The organism is Pseudomonas sp. HLS-6 (assembly GCF_002753995.1).
GTDB lineage: Bacteria > Pseudomonadota > Gammaproteobacteria > Pseudomonadales > Pseudomonadaceae > Aquipseudomonas > Aquipseudomonas defluvii.
Genome location: NZ_CP024478.1, coordinates 1,980,793 through 1,995,579, shown reverse-complemented (window position 1 = coordinate 1,995,579; position 14,787 = coordinate 1,980,793). Strand labels below are relative to the sequence as shown.

Here is a 14,787-nt window from a genome sequence, read left to right as displayed (position 1 = left end):
AAGTGCCGCCTCTCCCAGCCCTACGGCAACATGACTGTAGACGGTGGGTGGTGGCTCGCGGGTTGGCACGACACTGATATGGAACTATCCCATGAAACTCAAACGAATGGCCCTGCAGCGCCACCAGCGCCGGGCACAGGTTCACTTGCCGCCTAGCGGATTGAAGGGGGTACCGAATGGCGATGACGCAAACACAGCGCGACGAGCGCCGCCGCTTGAAGGCCGCCAAGCTTCAGGAAGAAGACCTGCGCTTGAAGGTTCGACCAGGGACTAAACAGGCCCTGCTGGAACTGATGGAGTGGGCCGGGATCGAGGAACAGGGCGAGGCGATGACGCTGATGATTCATCACATCGAAGCGCTCGGGCATCACGCGCTATTCCGGATCGCGCGCCACGAAATCGAATCTCACCGTTCTGTGGCGCGGATTGAGCCGCTGCGGCTGTCAGCCAGGAAGCGAACCGGCCAGCACCTGCGCGCCATCTGCGCCTGGGCTGATACCACCTACAGCCAGATGATCGAGGCGCTGATTCACGGCATCCATGCTCTGGGCAGGCTGCACGCGGCGAAGTTTCTCACCCCGCCGCGGCACGAGATCAGAATCTCGCCAAGGCTGGCACTGGCCTTCGACCGGAAGAGCATGCTGATGATTCAGCAGGATCCAGGTGACGAGGTCATCGGCCCAGACTTTATTCGGTAGTCAGGCCTTTCTGCTTGGCGTACCACGCTTCGGCTATTTTTGTGCCTTGTTCATTTGCGTCATCGCGTTGGATTGGACCCTTGATACGGCCTATCTGATTCTCCGTATCGCCTTGGCGAACGACGATGCGAGCCTCGCTTGCAACATGCCCCGGCTCACTATTGATCCAGTCGCAATGCACGTAGGCGGTCAACCCTTCTTCAAGGGCAATTTCATGACTGTAATACCTGTCCAGCAGCAATGACATAGAAGCTCCTTTTCGCCGGCCCCGTGCCGGTCATCCGTAATACCCCATCCAAAATCAAATTGCCACCATGCCGCCACCAGCACGGAGGGCGGCGCATGCCTGGAGAAAGCCATGAGCTACTTCTACAAAACCGAATCACCGAAAGTCCTGGCTGCAGTGCGAGCCTGGGACGAGAAGAAAGCCACCTGGAATGCACGCCGCGAGAAACTGGGCCGGGTCTTTGGTGGCGCAGCATCGCCGATGTACAGCGGCTCCCGCAACTACGTCGGCGGCATCAAGCTCAGCGCCAGCACGACGCTAGATGTGCACTGGTGTCGGCCGGACGAATACGGCTATCGCGCCCTGCGCCGCGCTGCGAAGCACGTAAAAGGCAGCGGCAAGGAGGTGAGGACAGCCGAGAAGCTGGAGCACCAGCGCCTGCTAGATCTCTGGAAGGAGCACTGCCCGGACGCGATCGACCGGGACGAAATGTGGCAGGTCATTGGCGTTAACACCGGCAGAATCTGGATGACTGGTGGCGTCTGCTTTGATCACGAAGGTGTCGTGTACCTGAACCTTGGCTGCAAGGCGGAGGCAGGCGAAGTCGACGGCCTTATCGAGATACTGGCCAGCGAATACGAAGCCGCGCGTCAGCAGGTGCTTTCGCTTCGAAAGGCCGCCTGAATGCAAGCTCTGTGGGGCTAGGCGCTCGGGGCGACCTTGTATTTGTCGATAATCAGACGGGGCGGCAATTCAGCTAGGTCGCGAAGATTCACTAAGATCTCCGATTCTTCTGCATTCATAACCTCTCCTGGGTTATCAAAAAACTCTACACCACACTCCGCAAGCAACTCAGTGTCGGTAACGTAGATCCAGCCCTCTTCCGAATTCTCGTACGTGGCGAACCACCTCGCTACCTTTTCATCAGAAGTGAATGAAAGGTAAGAGGTTCTATAGGTCGAACTGCAAACATTGTGGAAGTACCTAGCATTGGATGGGGAGCGCCCGAACTCCAAAGCAGTTGTCCCAAACTGCACGTTGTCATCCCCGCACTCGGCCTCTAACTCGTCGCTCGCGCCTCTGCTTGCAAGCTTTCCACCGTTTTCCGCATCTCGGGAAACGCTAACGCCTCTGTAAATCCTCAATGGGGCCTCCCGCCTCGACCAAGATTTTGGTTCAACCACCAATACCCCACTTCAACGAATCACGCCACCCCGGCGAGGGCGGCAATGGACGTCACACCTCTAAATACTGCTTTTCAACAACCAACTGCAGCTCCCCATTCGAATATCTCTTCGACACTTCGAAGCTCTGACGCCCAGTAGTTCCATTTGACTTTCGGTAGGACACATCAAAATCGTAGTAAACATCATCATCCAGGATATCAATAAAATCAAAACTAAAAGTTCTCCCCACCGCAAGCCCCTGAGACGACTTCACTGCGACCTCCACGCTATTTAGGGAGGCACGGACAACCAAGTCCTCACAGTACGCTCCAGAGTTACTTAATGAAAACTGATCTTTATATACGTGACCTTCTGAAGTGAAGGCGGGAGCCGAGGACATGAAATTCAAATGGAGTATGGGCTCCAATGCCTTCTCATTGTTTCTCAATGACAATCTCGTTGCTGCCGCCATTTCCGACTGTTGCTGAACCGACTCCTTAAGCTCCTGAGCTTGGAGAAGAAGCGCCTCAGTGCCCTGCTTCAATTCATCTCCTTGCTGGAAGTACCCAAATACCAACCACGAAAGCGCTAGCGGCCCAAAAGCCCCAGCAAGAAAATCCCCCAACTCATTTAGAGAGAGGCCGACTAACTCGTCTTGACGACAAATAGCGATGAAGCCAAAACCGCATACATAGAGAACTGTAAAAATCAAAGCCAATGCTGTTCTAAAACTCATTCATTGTCACCCTATCCGATGGGATTTACCAATATACGGGCCAGGAGCCACCATGCTCAATCGAATCGTATGCCAGTTCAGTTGCGGAGCAGCTTCTGCGGTGGCCACCAAGCTGGCCCTTGCCGAGTACGGCGCGAGCCACGACGTTCAGATCGTCAACGCCTTCCTCGCAAACGAGCATGAAGACAACCGCCGCTTTGCAGCCGACTGCGAAGCCTGGTTCGGCCAGGCCATCACCGTGCTCCGTGATGAGAAGTACGGCGCCGACGCCCACGAGGTGTTTCGCCGCGAGCGGTACATGAAGGGTCGCACCGGCGCACCATGCACCAAGATCCTCAAGCGGCGTCTGCTCGATACCTGGAAACAGCCCGGCGACGTGATGGTGTTCGGATACACAGCAGAAGAAGTGGGACGTCTGGAGGACTTCCGAGAACGAAACCCTGACCGCCCCGTGATTGCCCCACTGATCGATCGAGGCCTGGGCAAAGACGACTGCAAGGCGATCCTGCTGCGCGCCGGTATTGAACTGCCGCTGATGTACCGGATGGGCTATGACAACGCCAACTGCATTGGCTGCGTGAAGGGCGGCGAAGGCTATTTCCGAGCCATACGGCAGGACTTTCCCGAACAGTTCGAGGCGCTGTGCGTCATTCAGGACGACCTGGGCGAAGGCTCATACTTGTTCCGCAACCGCACCACCAGCGTGAGGTTCTCCCTACGAGACCTCGGCGATGGCCCAGTGCGGCGTAACGAGAAGATTCCAGCCTGCTCTTTCTTTTGTGAATTGGCAGAGGCTGATATTATTAAGTAGGTACAAACTTCACCCACTCAGCGCATGACAGATTCTTTAAAGTCAGGTTAAAAACTTGATACATGGCCTCAATAGCGCAGAATGCATCCTGCTGCGAAATTTCATCTACTGAGGTGCCGGCTTTTTTCGCTCGATTAGTTCTTCGACGATGGAAGTTTTCTTTCTGAGGATGCACATAGGCATTACGTAATTTATTTAGCTCATCCAAAGTATCAAGTAGCGCCTCATTACCAGTGGTAACATCGCGCATACAGGAAATACCTTTAGACATAGAGTCTACATTTTTTTTGTTATGAGTAGTAAACCCGCGATCATGGAGTTCTAACAGAAGCATGTGCTCGATACTGCTCATTGCGGAAATCATCGAGGTCACGAAACATCCGTTTATGTAGCTGGCGCCAGCATCTCTCATCATCGCAATCGGCTCATCGACACCGCAATAGCTAACTCCCTCAATAACACGAGAAATAGCGACCATACGTTCCGCCCGTCGCAACATTGTTCTTTCGTCCGAGCGACGCAGCGCTTCAATGCAGATTTCCTCACTCGACATCATCACCCTCCCTAATAAATTGGCAGCACTATAGCCGCGAGGTATCCCCATGCCCACAGAAAACCGATCGAGCAACACCGACCCGCGCGACCTGTTCATCCGCGACAACCCACTCGGCCTGGGCGAAAAGGAACTGGCCAAGGACAGAACTGGCTTCACCGACCAGCGCACCCACAGCGACTACCTGACGTTCCTCGCTGGGTACGAAGCAGCCCAGCCAGCCGAGCAGCACCAGGGCGAGCCGGTGGATGCTTTGCTTCTTGACGACTGCGTTGAGCACAAACACCCAGGGTACGGGGCTGGCTATTTCGGTACGGAAGTTATCCAGCTCTACACCCACGCCGATCCTATCGAGGTTGAGCGGCCAAGTCAGATTGCGCTGAGCCTTCAGACCAAACTTAAATCCGTGGAATCAGAGCGAGACAGGCTACGCGCCCAGCTAGCCGAGCAGGAGCACTCAGCGCGAGAGCTGCTGCGAATCATCGGCATGAGCGTGCAGGGTTCAGCTGCATACAATCGAGCAGTGATTGCTTTCCATGACTCCCTGAACGCCGACACCAAGCCAAATTGACCAAAGAGTACATTTGTACTCTTTCGCAAAAATACCCCCTCCCCTCTATTGAACAGCCGCGATATGGCGGCAAGGACGAAGTCATGTCTGAAGAAATCAAGCTGATCCAACGTGTAGCCGTCGAGCGCGATCAGGACGGCTGGTGGAGCCACCCCGATGAGCCGGACTTCGACGAGGATCTGGCCGCCTTCAAAGCCTGGCTCGTGCAGCAGGGTCTGGAGCTGAAGCAGTGGCACATGGAAGCGGACATCTCCGATCACCACCCCTACGACGACGGCGCGTGCCATTGCCTCGGGTGGGAGCCAGAATCCCCAGGCCCCGAGTGGTTCTTGCTCGGGATCTTCGACACCGAAGACGGCCCGTGCGTGAGCTGGGCGCGCCGCAAAGCAGAGGAAGCCTGGTCGGTGAGTGGCGACGACGGGACATGGGATTATCCGAGCCTTGCCGAACTGCTCCGGGACAACTACGGCCGCGCGGAAGACCACACAAGCTTCGGCGAGGGACTTGGTAGCGGCTTCAAGGTAGGCGACATCGTGCACACCGGCATCGTCTGCAAAGCAGACCCTGTCGGGTTCCTGCCTGACGCCGAAGAGTTGCTCGACCACATGTTTGAAGAAGCCGCCGGAAGCGATGCAGGCGAATGGGTCGACAACTACCCGGACATCGACGACGAGGCGAAAGCTGCTCTTGAGCAGGCGCTGGAGCCACTTGAGGCCTGGGCCCGCAAGTTCTGCCAGCCGAATTTCTTCACCATCGAGAAAATGGCCCTGCACACCGTTACCGAGGAAGACGTACGCCTGGCCAAGGCCAGTGGAGCGCTGCTATGACCCGCCTCGCCCTCTGCCTCCTGCTGCTGGCCACCGGCGCCAGCGCAACCGAGAACGTCATCGATGTGCAGCACGACAGCCAGCGCGGTGTGACCTGCTACCTGCTGAATGGGGTCGGCATTAGCTGCATCCCCGACAGCCAGCTACAGGCCGGCAACGAGCGCCAGTTTTCCCCGCACGAACAAGACACCCCTACCCCTACACAGGCGCCTGCGCTCTGGAATGAAGAGAGGTATTCGCTGTGAGCAATAGTTCTCGAAAGGATGTGCTCGACGAAATGACCAAGGATGACCTGCTGGACTGGATCAGGTCCCAACATTTTTTCCTCAAGCCGAAGAAAAGCGACGTTCTTTACCTTCGCTGGAAACGGCAGTCGGCGGATGTATTGGCCGAAATGGAAAAAGAAAATCGCGCCCTCGACCACATCGATTTCGGTGAGCGCGACCGTCTGGCCCGGAAGTTCAATGAGTCGACTTGCCCCCATGAACGGCTGCGGCTCATCGAGAAGATCGAGCCGTACAGCAAGGCAATATCGGAACACCTGAAGCGTTCAGAGGCGATCAACCGCAAACAGAAGCGAGTGGATGCCCTGTACGACCAGATCGACGTGGAGCGCCGAAAGGAGGGTCGAACATGACAGACCTGATCGAAGTGAAAACAACCGACCTGACTGGGGCGGCGCTGGACTGGGTGGTCGCCCAAGTTGAAGTAGTACCCGTTGCTATCGCTGCTCCCCACTATGGAACCGACTGGCGGGTCTACAAGCCTGACTTTGGCGGGAAGTACTCGCCGTCAACAGATTGGGCAATAGGTGGCCCGCTGATCGAGAAGTACAAGGTACTACTCACACCACCGACGGACATGGTGCACCGCAACTTCGGATCGTTCGACAAGCGCAATGGATGGTACGAGAGCGGGCATTGGGGGTCGACCATATTCGGCAAGGAGCGCAAGCATCGCCGAACAGCGTTCCAGCATCCCGACAGTCCGTTGATCGTAGCCATGCGTGCAATCGTCCAGTTCGAGCTCGGTGATACCGTCCAGGTGCCGAAGGAGCTGCTGCAATGAGTGCGGCAGCCAGAGTCCTCGACCCCTGCAGCGCCAGCCGCATGATGTGGTTCGACAAGCAGGACCAGCGCGCACTGTTCGGCGACATCCGTGATGAAGAGCACCTGCTATGCGACGGCCGAGTATTGAAGGTGGAGCCCGATGTGCTGATGGACTTCCGGCATTTGCCGTTCGAGTCCTCGACGTTCCGCCTGGTAGTGTTCGACCCGCCTCACCTAACCCGCGCCGGTGTCGATAGCTGGATGCGCGCCAAGTACGGAGTGCTCACATCCGATTGGCGCGAAGACATCCGCCAAGGCTTTGCCGAGTGCTTCAGGGTGCTGGAGCCGGAAGGAATTCTGATCTTCAAGTGGAATGAAACACAGGTGCTGGTAAGCGAGCTGCTCGCTCTGACCGATGAAAAGCCGCTGTTTGGCCACAAGTCCGGTAAGCGCGAGAAAACGCACTGGATCACCTTCATGAAGCGCCGCGCCTAACCCCTCCCCCTACAACAACTCAAGCCTGCCGGTAGGCAGGCGAGGACGAAGTCATGCCCAATTTCCTGACCCGCCTGTTTCGCCGCAAGGCAAAGCCGCAGCGCCAGGCACCCTCTGCACAGCCATCAACCGGCTACACCGCTGGCCGTAGCCCGGCTGCCGGAAGACCAGACCCGATGCTTGACCCGCTCAACCCCCTGAGCCCGTTCAGCCCCTTGAACCCGGTCAACCAGGTCGACAGCTACGAGCCGTCCCGATCCCATAGCAGTTGCTCAAGCCACAGCTCTGGCGGGTATGACAGCGGCAGCAACTACTCGTCGAGCGACAGCTGCAGCTCATCCAGTTCGAGCGATAGCAACTCAAGCTCCAGCACCGACTACTAACCCTCCCCACCTCTGCCGCCATCCCGGAGGCTTCATGCTCGAAACCATCGAGGTGATGCGCATCAAGCGCTTCGCCGCAAATACGGCTGGCCGCGATTTCGCGGTGGGCGACATTCATGGGCATTTCACCCGGCTGCAGGCTGCGCTGGATACCGTAGCGTTTGACCCTGAGATTGACCGGCTATTCAGCGTTGGCGACCTGGTCGACCGTGGGCCTGAGTGTCGCGACGTACTCGAGTGGCTGGGCAAGCCCTGGTTCCACCCTGTACGCGGCAACCATGACGACTACGTCTGCCGGTTCGATACCTGCGACGTGGAGAACTGGGTCTACAACGGCGGCAGCTGGTTCGCTGGCCTGGCCTGGGATGAGCAGCGCGAGTTTGCCGCCCAGTTTCGTGAGTTGCCAATCGCCATCGAGGTCGAGACGACTGAAGGCTTGATCGGAATCGTTCACGCCGACTGTCCGTTCCAGTCATGGGACGAGCTTCGCCAGCAGCTGGAGGCGCCGGAAAGTGCCAAGCGGCTCAAGCTGGTACAGAACAGCTGCATGTGGTCACGGACGCGAATTCAGGATGGCGCAACGAATGGAGTCAATGGGCTGCGCGCCCTTGTGGTCGGGCACACACCGCTTAGGCAGCCAGTAGCGCTTGGGAACGTGTACCACATCGACACGGCGGGCTGGATGGACGGCCACTTCACCCTGCTCGAGCTCGCAACGCTGCAGTGCACTCCACCAATCAATCCAAAGCTCAGTCACGACTGGGAATAACCACCTCTGCCGCCATGCGCGGCGTGGAGACTTGCCCTCATGGCAAACGCAACTGCAGCCAGGGTTTCAGCCATCGCCCCGCGATTCATCCGGTTCGGCGAAGCCCCTGGCTACCTCGGCATGTGCCGAGATGAATTCAACAAAACAGTAAGACCCCACGTACAGGAGTTTCCAATTGGAAAACAGGGCGTTGCCTTCGACCGGTTAGAGCTGGACGAGTGGGCAGACGCCTATGTGCAGGCAAAGTCGATTGAAAAAGCATCGGTTCAGGACAACAATCGGCCCCGCAGCGAGCGCCGAGGAGACACCATATGGCGCGAAAAACGATCACCGGTCTCTACGAGAAAGGCGGTGTCTGGCAAATCGACAAAGTCTACAGGGGGGAGCGAATTCGAGAGAGCACTGGCACTGGTGACCGGGAAGAAGCAGAGCAATACCTGATTCACAAGCTGGAGCAGCTTCGGCAGCAGAAGGTTTATGGGGTTCGTCAGGTCAGGACCTGGGAGGAAGCGGCTACTCGCTACCTCCTGGAATCAAAGGACCAGCCATCCATTCACCTGACAGCGCTGTGCATGAAACAGCTTCACCCATTCATCGGGCATCTGCCGCTCACCCATATCGATGACCAAGCACTTGAACCGTTCATCAAGGATCGGCAGACGGCGAAGGTCTTGGATGATGGGCGCGTGCAGAAGCCAGTGAGCAACCGGACGATCAACATCGCGATCGAGCGAGCAGTCAGGGTGTTGACCCTGTGTGCTCGAAAGTGGCGGGATGATGATCGCCGGCCGTGGCTGGATAGCGTGCCAATGCTGAAAAAGCTGGAGGAGAAGAAGTCGAGCCGAAAGCCCTACCCAATGTCATGGGAAGAGCAGTCGATTCTATTTGGTGAACTTCCAGGCCACCTGCAGACGATGGCCCTGTTCAAGGTGAACACTGGGTGTCGGGAGCAGGAGGTATGCAAACTGAGGTGGGATTGGGAGATATCGGTACCGGAACTGGGTACCAGTGTTTTCCTGATACCAGCTGACTTCGGCGGGAGGCACGCCCGGTCGGGCGTAAAGAATGGCGATGAACGCCTGGTGGTATTGAACAGCGTGGCCAAGTCGATCATTGAGAAGCAGCGCGGAATCAGCCGTGAGTGGGTTTTCCCATACAACGGCACCGCAATGCACCGCATGAACGACTCAGCCTGGAAGAAGGCGCGGGTGAGAGCGGCGAAACTCTGGCAGGAGGAAAACCTTCGCCCCGCTCACCCTGGGTACGCCTCGATCAGGATCCACGATCTTAAACACACCTTCGGACGCCGACTGCGTGCCGCAGGAGTTACTGAAGAAGATCGGAAGTCACTGCTCGGGCATAAGAACGGCAGCATCACCAGCCACTACTCCGGCGCTGAGCTGGGCAAGCTGATTGAGGCTGCGAACATGGTATCAACAACCGACTCGCGTGGGCCGGTGTTAACGATCTTGAAGAGGAAAATCGGATGATGTCCCGAAAAAGTCCCCACGCATGAAAAAGCCCAACCTGTGAAGGTTGGGCTAAGTCATTGAATTATATGGTCGGGACGGAGTGATTCGAACACTCGACCCCTTGCACCCCATGCAAGTGCGCTACCGGGCTGCGCTACGCCCCGACTGGGCTCTAAACCCGCTCTCGATGTTGCTGAGAACGTTGAAGAATGTACCTTAAGCTTTTGAATTTTGGAAGTATTATTTTCCTGATCCTTTGCCGGGTTATTTCTTCAGAACCACCAGTACATCTTCCAGTTCGACAATCATTTGCCGAATCAGTTGTTTGTACTGGGTGGTGTCATCCTTGGCCTCATCACCCGACAGGCGCAGCCGCGCGCCGCCGATGGTGAAACCCTGGTCGTATAGCAAGGCGCGGATCTGCCGGATCATCAGCACGTCTTGGCGCTGATAATACCGGCGGTTTCCGCGGCGCTTGACCGGGTTGAGTTGAGGAAATTCCTGCTCCCAATAACGAAGCACGTGCGGTTTTACCGCGCATAGCTCGCTGACTTCACCAATGGTGAAGTAGCGTTTGCCAGGAATCGGCGGAAGCTCGTCGTTATGACTTGGTTCCAGCATAAGCCTCAACTCGGGCTTTCAATTTCTGCCCTGGACGAAAGGTGACGACGCGACGTGCCGTGATCGGGATCTCTTCACCCGTTTTCGGGTTGCGGCCCGGCCGCTGGCGCTTGTCACGCAGGTCGAAATTGCCGAAACCGGACAATTTGACCTGCTCGTTGTCTTCAAGAGCGTGCCTGATTTCCTCGAAAAACAGTTCGACCAATTCCTTGGCTTCACGTTTATTCAGGCCCAGCTCCTCGTACAGCCGTTCGGCCATTTCAGCTTTCGTCAGAGCACCCATACGCTATTTCCTTAACGTGGTGTTCAACCTTTGTTCGAGCGAGGTGAGGATGTCTTGAGTCGCAGCGTTCACCTCATCGTCATTAAGAGTGCGCGATGGATGCTGCCAGGTCAAGCCAACAGCCAGGCTTTTTCTATCGGGATCAATGCCTTTACCCTGATAGACGTCAAACAGCCTGAGGTCTGTAAGCCACTCGCCTGCATTTTCACGGATTACCTCAAGCACTGCGCTCGAAGCTACATCACGTCCTGCAATTAAAGCCAGGTCACGACGTACTTCCGGGAATTTCGACAGCTCGTGGAACTTCGGCAGGCGGCCTTCAACCACATCACCCAAGACCAGTTCGAAAACAAACACCGGACGATCCAGACCCAGGGTTTTCGCAAGCTCTGGGTGGATGGCGCCCAGGTAGCCTACTTCGCGACCATCACGCTCGATGCGTGCGGTCTGGCCTGGGTGCAGTGCCGGGTGCTTGCCAGCGGCAAAGGTGAAATCGCCCAGCGAACCAGAGAAGCCCAACAGTGCTTCAACGTCTGCCTTCACATCGAAGAAATCGATGCTGTCGCGGCCATTGGCCCAACCTTCAGGCATACGGCTACCGCAGACCACGCCGGCAAGCATGGGTTGCTGCTGCAGACCGTCCAGTTGACCAACGAAACGCTGGCCGCTTTCGAACAGGCGCACACGATCCTGTTGGCGGTTCAGGTTGTGCTGCAGGGCCTTGACCAGACCTGGCCACAGGGAGGCACGCATGGCCGCCATGTCGCTGGAGATCGGGTTGGCCAGCAGCAGCGGCTCGACGCCTGGGCTGAACAGCTCAAACAGTTTAGGGTCGATAAAGCTGTAGGTGATCGCTTCCTGATAGCCACGAGCAACCAGCAGACGACGCAGTGCTGGCAGCTCGCCACGCGACTCGGCACGGGCTTGCGGCGCCAGGCGTGCTTGCGGGTAACGAACCGGCAGACGGTTGTAGCCGTACAGACGGGCCAGCTCTTCGATCAGGTCGACTTCCAGGCTGATGTCGAAACGATGGCTTGGCACCTCGACCTGCCATTGCCCTGCTCCACCTGAAGTTTTCAGACCCAGAGCATTGAGCAGGCGCTCGACTTCGGCGCTGTCCATTTCCATGCCCAGCATCTGATTGATGCGGTCGGCACGCAGGGTGATCGGCGCAACGTTTGGCAGATGCTGCTCGCTGACCGCCTCGATGACCGGGCCGGCTTCACCGCCGACGATCTCCAGCAGCAGGCCAGTAGCGCGCTCAATGGCTTCCTTGGCCAGTTGCGAATCGACACCGCGCTCGTAGCGGTGCGAGGCGTCGGTATGCAGGCCGTAGGAACGGGCCTTGCCAGCCACCGAAATCGGCTCGAAAAAGGCGCTTTCCAGGAAGATGTCACGGGTAGTCGCGGAAACACCGCTGTGTTCGCCACCCATTACACCCGCAATGGCCAGAGCGCGCTCATGGTCGGCGATGACCAGGGTGTCGCTACGCAGCGCAACTTCCTGACCATCCAGCAGGACCAGCTTCTCGCCCTCTTCGGCCATGCGCACACGGATACCGCCGTTGATTTCAGCGAGATCGAATGCGTGCAACGGCTGGCCCAGTTCAAGCATCACGTAGTTGGTGATGTCGACGGCAGCGTCGATACTGCGAACTTCGGCCCGGCGCAGGCGCTCAACCATCCACAATGGGGTCGGACGCGACAGGTCGACGTTACGGATAACGCGCCCCAGGTAACGCGGGCAGGCAGCCGGGGCCAGCACCTCGACCGAGCGAACGTCATCATGGGTCGGAGCAACGGCAGGCACAGCCGGACGAGTAACTGGCGCGTCATACAGGGCGCCGACTTCACGGGCCAGGCCAGCCAGGGACAGGCAGTCGCCACGGTTCGGGGTCAGGTCGACCTCGATGCTGGCGTCGTCCAGGTCCAGGTACTCACGGATGTCCTGGCCAACCGGTGCATCGGCAGCCAGCTCCAGCAGACCGTCGTTTTCTTCACTGATCTGCAGCTCGGCAGCCGAGCACAGCATGCCGTTGGACTCAACGCCACGCAGCTTGGCTTTCTTGATCTTGAAGTCGCCCGGCAGTTCGGCACCGATCATGGCAAACGGGATTTTCAGGCCTGGGCGAACGTTGGGTGCGCCACACACGACCTGGAAGGTCTCGCTACCGTTGCTGACCTGGCAGACACGCAGCTTGTCGGCATCCGGGTGTTGTTCGGTGCTCAGCACCTCGCCTACGACGATGCCACTGAACTGGCCGGCTGCCGGGGTGACGCTGTCGACCTCAAGGCCAGCCATGGACAGACGAGCAACCAGCTCGTCACGGGATACCTGCGGGTTGACCCAACCGCGCAGCCACTTTTCACTGAATTTCATTCTGCTCTCCTGAAAGATTCGTTACGGGTGCGCGACCTAGCGAAATTGCGCAAGGAACCGCAAATCGTTGTCGAAGAACAGACGCAAATCGTTGACGCCGTAACGGAGCATGGCCAAGCGCTCGGCACCCATGCCGAAGGCGAAGCCCTGGTACTCTTCAGGGTCGATGCCAGACATGCGCAGGACGTTCGGATGAACCATGCCGCAGCCCATGACTTCCAGCCAGCCGGTCTGCTTGCAGACACGGCAGCCTTTGCCGCTGCACATCACACACTGAATATCGACTTCAGCCGACGGTTCGGTGAAGGGGAAGAACGATGGACGGAAACGTACCGCCAGCTCTTTCTCGAAGAACACGCGCAGGAATTCTTCGATGGTGCCTTTGAGATCGGCGAAATTGATCCCGCGATCAACCAGCAGGCCTTCGACCTGGTGGAACATCGGCGAGTGGGTCAGGTCCGAGTCGCAACGGTAGACGCGACCAGGGCAGACAATGCGGATAGGCGGCTGAGTGGACTCCATGGTCCGCACCTGCACCGGCGAGGTGTGGGTACGCAGCAGCATGTTCGCATTGAAATAGAAGGTGTCATGCATTGCCCGCGCCGGGTGGTGGCCAGGAATGTTGAGCGCTTCAAAGTTGTGGTAGTCGTCTTCGACCTCTGGGCCTTCGGCGATGCCGTAACCGATATGGGTGAAGAACTGCTCGATCCGCTCCAAGGTACGGGTGATCGGGTGCAAACCACCGGAAGTCTGGCCACGGCCCGGCAGGGTCACGTCAATGCATTCGGCAGCCAGACGAGCACTGAGCTCAGCCTCTTCGAAGGCGGCCTTGCGGGCATTGAGCACCTCGGTAACACGTTCCTTGGCGTCGTTGATCAGCGCGCCGACTTTCGGGCGCTCTTCGGCTGGCAGGTTGCCCAGGGTCTTCATCACCTGAGTCAGCTCGCCCTTCTTGCCAAGGAATTGAACCCGGATCTGCTCCAGGGCATTGATGTCTTCAGCGCGCTCCACAGCATCCAGGGCTTGGGAGACCAGCGCATCCAGGTTTTCCATGTACAGACTCCAGATACGAAATAGGGGAAGAGCTTACAGGCTCTTCCCCTATTTATGACGTTTAACATTCGCCGCCAATGTCGACGGCGAATGATTGTCGTGGGTACTTAAGCCAGAACGGCTTTAGCCTTCTCGACAATCGCAGCAAACGCCGCTTTTTCGTTCACTGCCAGATCAGCCAGAACCTTACGGTCGATCTCGATGGACGCTTTTTTCAGACCAGCGATCAAACGGCTGTAAGACAGACCGTTGTTACGAGCACCAGCGTTGATACGAGCGATCCACAGAGCGCGGAACTGACGCTTCTTCTGACGACGGTCGCGGTAGGCGTATTGGCCTGCCTTGATGACCGCTTGCTTGGCAACACGGAATACGCGCGAGCGAGCGCCGTAGTAGCCTTTAGCCAGTTTCAGGATTTTCTTGTGACGCTTACGAGCGATGACGCCACGCTTTACACGAGCCATGAGTAACTTCCTCTATCTTTGACCGAAATTAACGTACGCGCAGCATGCGCTCGACTTTTGCAACGTCAGACGGGTGCAGCAGGCTGCTACCACGCAGTTGACGCTTACGCTTGGTCGACATTTTGGTCAGGATGTGGCTCTTAAAAGCGTGCTTGTGCTTGAAACCGGAAGCGGTTTTCAGGAAACGCTTCGCGGCACCGCTTTTGGTTTTCATTTTTGGCATGTTCGGAT

Annotated in this window: 23 protein-coding genes and 1 tRNA gene; 13 read left to right on the top strand and 11 right to left on the bottom strand. The window is 57.5% G+C overall.

What is annotated here, in order from left to right; translation table 11 throughout:
• The first annotated feature begins 176 nt into the window (after positions 1-176).
• A complete protein-coding gene (locus CS390_RS09295) occupies positions 177-698 on the top strand; it encodes a hypothetical protein (RefSeq protein WP_099774128.1) in 522 nt (173 codons plus the stop codon).
• On the opposite strand, the gene CS390_RS09290 is transcribed toward CS390_RS09295, so the two are convergent.
• Positions 688-945, bottom strand: coding sequence for a hypothetical protein (locus tag CS390_RS09290; RefSeq protein ID WP_099774127.1), 258 nt, complete (start codon positions 943-945; stop codon positions 688-690). The genes CS390_RS09295 and CS390_RS09290 overlap by 11 nt on opposite strands.
• A gap of 111 nt (positions 946-1,056) precedes the next feature.
• Here CS390_RS09290 and CS390_RS09285 point away from each other — a divergent pair, with 111 nt between their 5' ends.
• The gene (locus CS390_RS09285) at positions 1,057-1,608 is read left to right on the top strand and encodes a hypothetical protein (RefSeq protein WP_099774126.1); all 552 of its coding nucleotides are present in this window, start codon (positions 1,057-1,059) and stop codon (positions 1,606-1,608) included.
• Between the two features lie 17 nt (positions 1,609-1,625).
• Here the strand turns inward: CS390_RS09285 and CS390_RS09280 are convergent, their stop codons facing one another.
• Positions 1,626-2,069 (bottom strand): hypothetical protein, encoded by a 444-nt coding sequence (locus CS390_RS09280; protein WP_099774125.1) that lies wholly within the window; start codon positions 2,067-2,069, stop codon positions 1,626-1,628.
• A gap of 91 nt (positions 2,070-2,160) precedes the next feature.
• Complete coding sequence (locus CS390_RS09275) at positions 2,161-2,826, bottom strand: hypothetical protein (protein WP_099774124.1); 666 nt, start codon at positions 2,824-2,826, stop codon at positions 2,161-2,163.
• 52 nt (positions 2,827-2,878) lie between these two features.
• Here CS390_RS09275 and CS390_RS09270 point away from each other — a divergent pair, with 52 nt between their 5' ends.
• A complete protein-coding gene (locus CS390_RS09270; RefSeq protein WP_099774123.1) occupies positions 2,879-3,637 on the top strand; it encodes a hypothetical protein in 759 nt (252 codons plus the stop codon).
• On the opposite strand, the gene CS390_RS09265 is transcribed toward CS390_RS09270, so the two are convergent.
• Positions 3,630-4,190, bottom strand: a complete 561-nt coding sequence (locus CS390_RS09265) for a hypothetical protein (RefSeq protein ID WP_157767126.1) — start codon at positions 4,188-4,190, stop codon at positions 3,630-3,632. The genes CS390_RS09270 and CS390_RS09265 overlap by 8 nt on opposite strands.
• Positions 4,191-4,239: 49 nt before the next feature.
• Between CS390_RS09265 and CS390_RS09260 the strand changes: the two genes are divergently transcribed.
• The 10 genes from CS390_RS09260 to CS390_RS09220 all read left to right on the top strand — a co-directional run bounded on the left by CS390_RS09260 (position 4,240) and on the right by CS390_RS09220 (position 9,774).
• Positions 4,240-4,761, top strand: coding sequence for a hypothetical protein (locus CS390_RS09260; protein ID WP_099774121.1), 522 nt, complete (start codon positions 4,240-4,242; stop codon positions 4,759-4,761).
• 83 nt (positions 4,762-4,844) lie between these two features.
• The gene (locus CS390_RS25640) at positions 4,845-5,588 is read left to right on the top strand and encodes a hypothetical protein (RefSeq protein ID WP_371918245.1); all 744 of its coding nucleotides are present in this window, start codon (positions 4,845-4,847) and stop codon (positions 5,586-5,588) included.
• Entirely contained in the window at positions 5,585-5,833 is a 249-nt protein-coding gene (locus CS390_RS09250) for a hypothetical protein (protein WP_099774120.1), read from the top strand. The genes CS390_RS25640 and CS390_RS09250 overlap by 4 nt, the downstream gene beginning before the upstream one ends.
• 32 nt (positions 5,834-5,865) lie before the next feature.
• Complete coding sequence (locus CS390_RS09245) at positions 5,866-6,225, top strand: hypothetical protein (protein ID WP_099774119.1); 360 nt, start codon at positions 5,866-5,868, stop codon at positions 6,223-6,225.
• Entirely contained in the window at positions 6,222-6,656 is a 435-nt protein-coding gene (locus CS390_RS09240) for a phage protein NinX family protein (RefSeq protein ID WP_099774118.1), read from the top strand. The genes CS390_RS09245 and CS390_RS09240 overlap by 4 nt, the downstream gene beginning before the upstream one ends.
• Positions 6,653-7,132, top strand: a complete 480-nt coding sequence (locus tag CS390_RS09235) for a class I SAM-dependent methyltransferase (protein ID WP_099774117.1) — start codon at positions 6,653-6,655, stop codon at positions 7,130-7,132. The genes CS390_RS09240 and CS390_RS09235 overlap by 4 nt, the downstream gene beginning before the upstream one ends.
• 53 nt (positions 7,133-7,185) lie before the next feature.
• The gene (locus CS390_RS09230) at positions 7,186-7,515 is read left to right on the top strand and encodes a hypothetical protein (RefSeq protein ID WP_099774116.1); all 330 of its coding nucleotides are present in this window, start codon (positions 7,186-7,188) and stop codon (positions 7,513-7,515) included.
• A gap of 34 nt (positions 7,516-7,549) precedes the next feature.
• The gene (locus CS390_RS09225) at positions 7,550-8,284 is read left to right on the top strand and encodes a metallophosphoesterase (RefSeq protein WP_099774115.1); all 735 of its coding nucleotides are present in this window, start codon (positions 7,550-7,552) and stop codon (positions 8,282-8,284) included.
• Between the two features lie 39 nt (positions 8,285-8,323).
• Positions 8,324-8,725: a hypothetical protein gene (locus CS390_RS25270; protein ID WP_256587586.1), complete on the top strand. Its 402-nt coding sequence runs from the start codon at positions 8,324-8,326 to the stop codon at positions 8,723-8,725.
• The gene (locus tag CS390_RS09220; protein ID WP_256587620.1) at positions 8,611-9,774 is read left to right on the top strand and encodes a tyrosine-type recombinase/integrase; all 1,164 of its coding nucleotides are present in this window, start codon (positions 8,611-8,613) and stop codon (positions 9,772-9,774) included. Before CS390_RS25270 ends, CS390_RS09220 begins: the two co-directional genes overlap by 115 nt.
• A 69-nt stretch (positions 9,775-9,843) precedes the next feature.
• On the opposite strand, the gene CS390_RS09215 is transcribed toward CS390_RS09220, so the two are convergent.
• The 7 genes from CS390_RS09215 to rpmI all read right to left on the bottom strand — a co-directional run bounded on the left by CS390_RS09215 (position 9,844) and on the right by rpmI (position 14,779).
• Positions 9,844-9,920, bottom strand: a tRNA-Pro gene (locus CS390_RS09215).
• A gap of 100 nt (positions 9,921-10,020) precedes the next feature.
• Positions 10,021-10,377 (bottom strand): MerR family transcriptional regulator, encoded by a 357-nt coding sequence (locus CS390_RS09210; protein ID WP_010222411.1) that lies wholly within the window; start codon positions 10,375-10,377, stop codon positions 10,021-10,023.
• Positions 10,358-10,660, bottom strand: coding sequence for an integration host factor subunit alpha (gene ihfA / locus CS390_RS09205; RefSeq protein ID WP_002553164.1), 303 nt, complete (start codon positions 10,658-10,660; stop codon positions 10,358-10,360). Before ihfA ends, CS390_RS09210 begins: the two co-directional genes overlap by 20 nt.
• A 3-nt stretch (positions 10,661-10,663) precedes the next feature.
• Positions 10,664-13,039 carry a phenylalanine--tRNA ligase subunit beta gene (gene pheT, locus CS390_RS09200; RefSeq protein WP_099774113.1) on the bottom strand — a complete coding sequence of 792 codons (2,376 nt, stop codon included), beginning with the start codon at positions 13,037-13,039 and terminating at the stop codon, positions 10,664-10,666.
• A gap of 36 nt (positions 13,040-13,075) precedes the next feature.
• Entirely contained in the window at positions 13,076-14,092 is a 1,017-nt protein-coding gene (pheS, locus tag CS390_RS09195; protein ID WP_065760827.1) for a phenylalanine--tRNA ligase subunit alpha, read from the bottom strand.
• A gap of 107 nt (positions 14,093-14,199) precedes the next feature.
• On the bottom strand, positions 14,200-14,556 hold the full coding sequence (gene rplT, locus CS390_RS09190) for a 50S ribosomal protein L20 (RefSeq protein ID WP_009394046.1): 357 nt from the start codon (positions 14,554-14,556) through the stop codon (positions 14,200-14,202).
• 28 nt (positions 14,557-14,584) lie between these two features.
• Entirely contained in the window at positions 14,585-14,779 is a 195-nt protein-coding gene (gene rpmI, locus CS390_RS09185) for a 50S ribosomal protein L35 (protein WP_009394045.1), read from the bottom strand.
• Positions 14,780-14,787 lie beyond the last annotated feature (8 nt).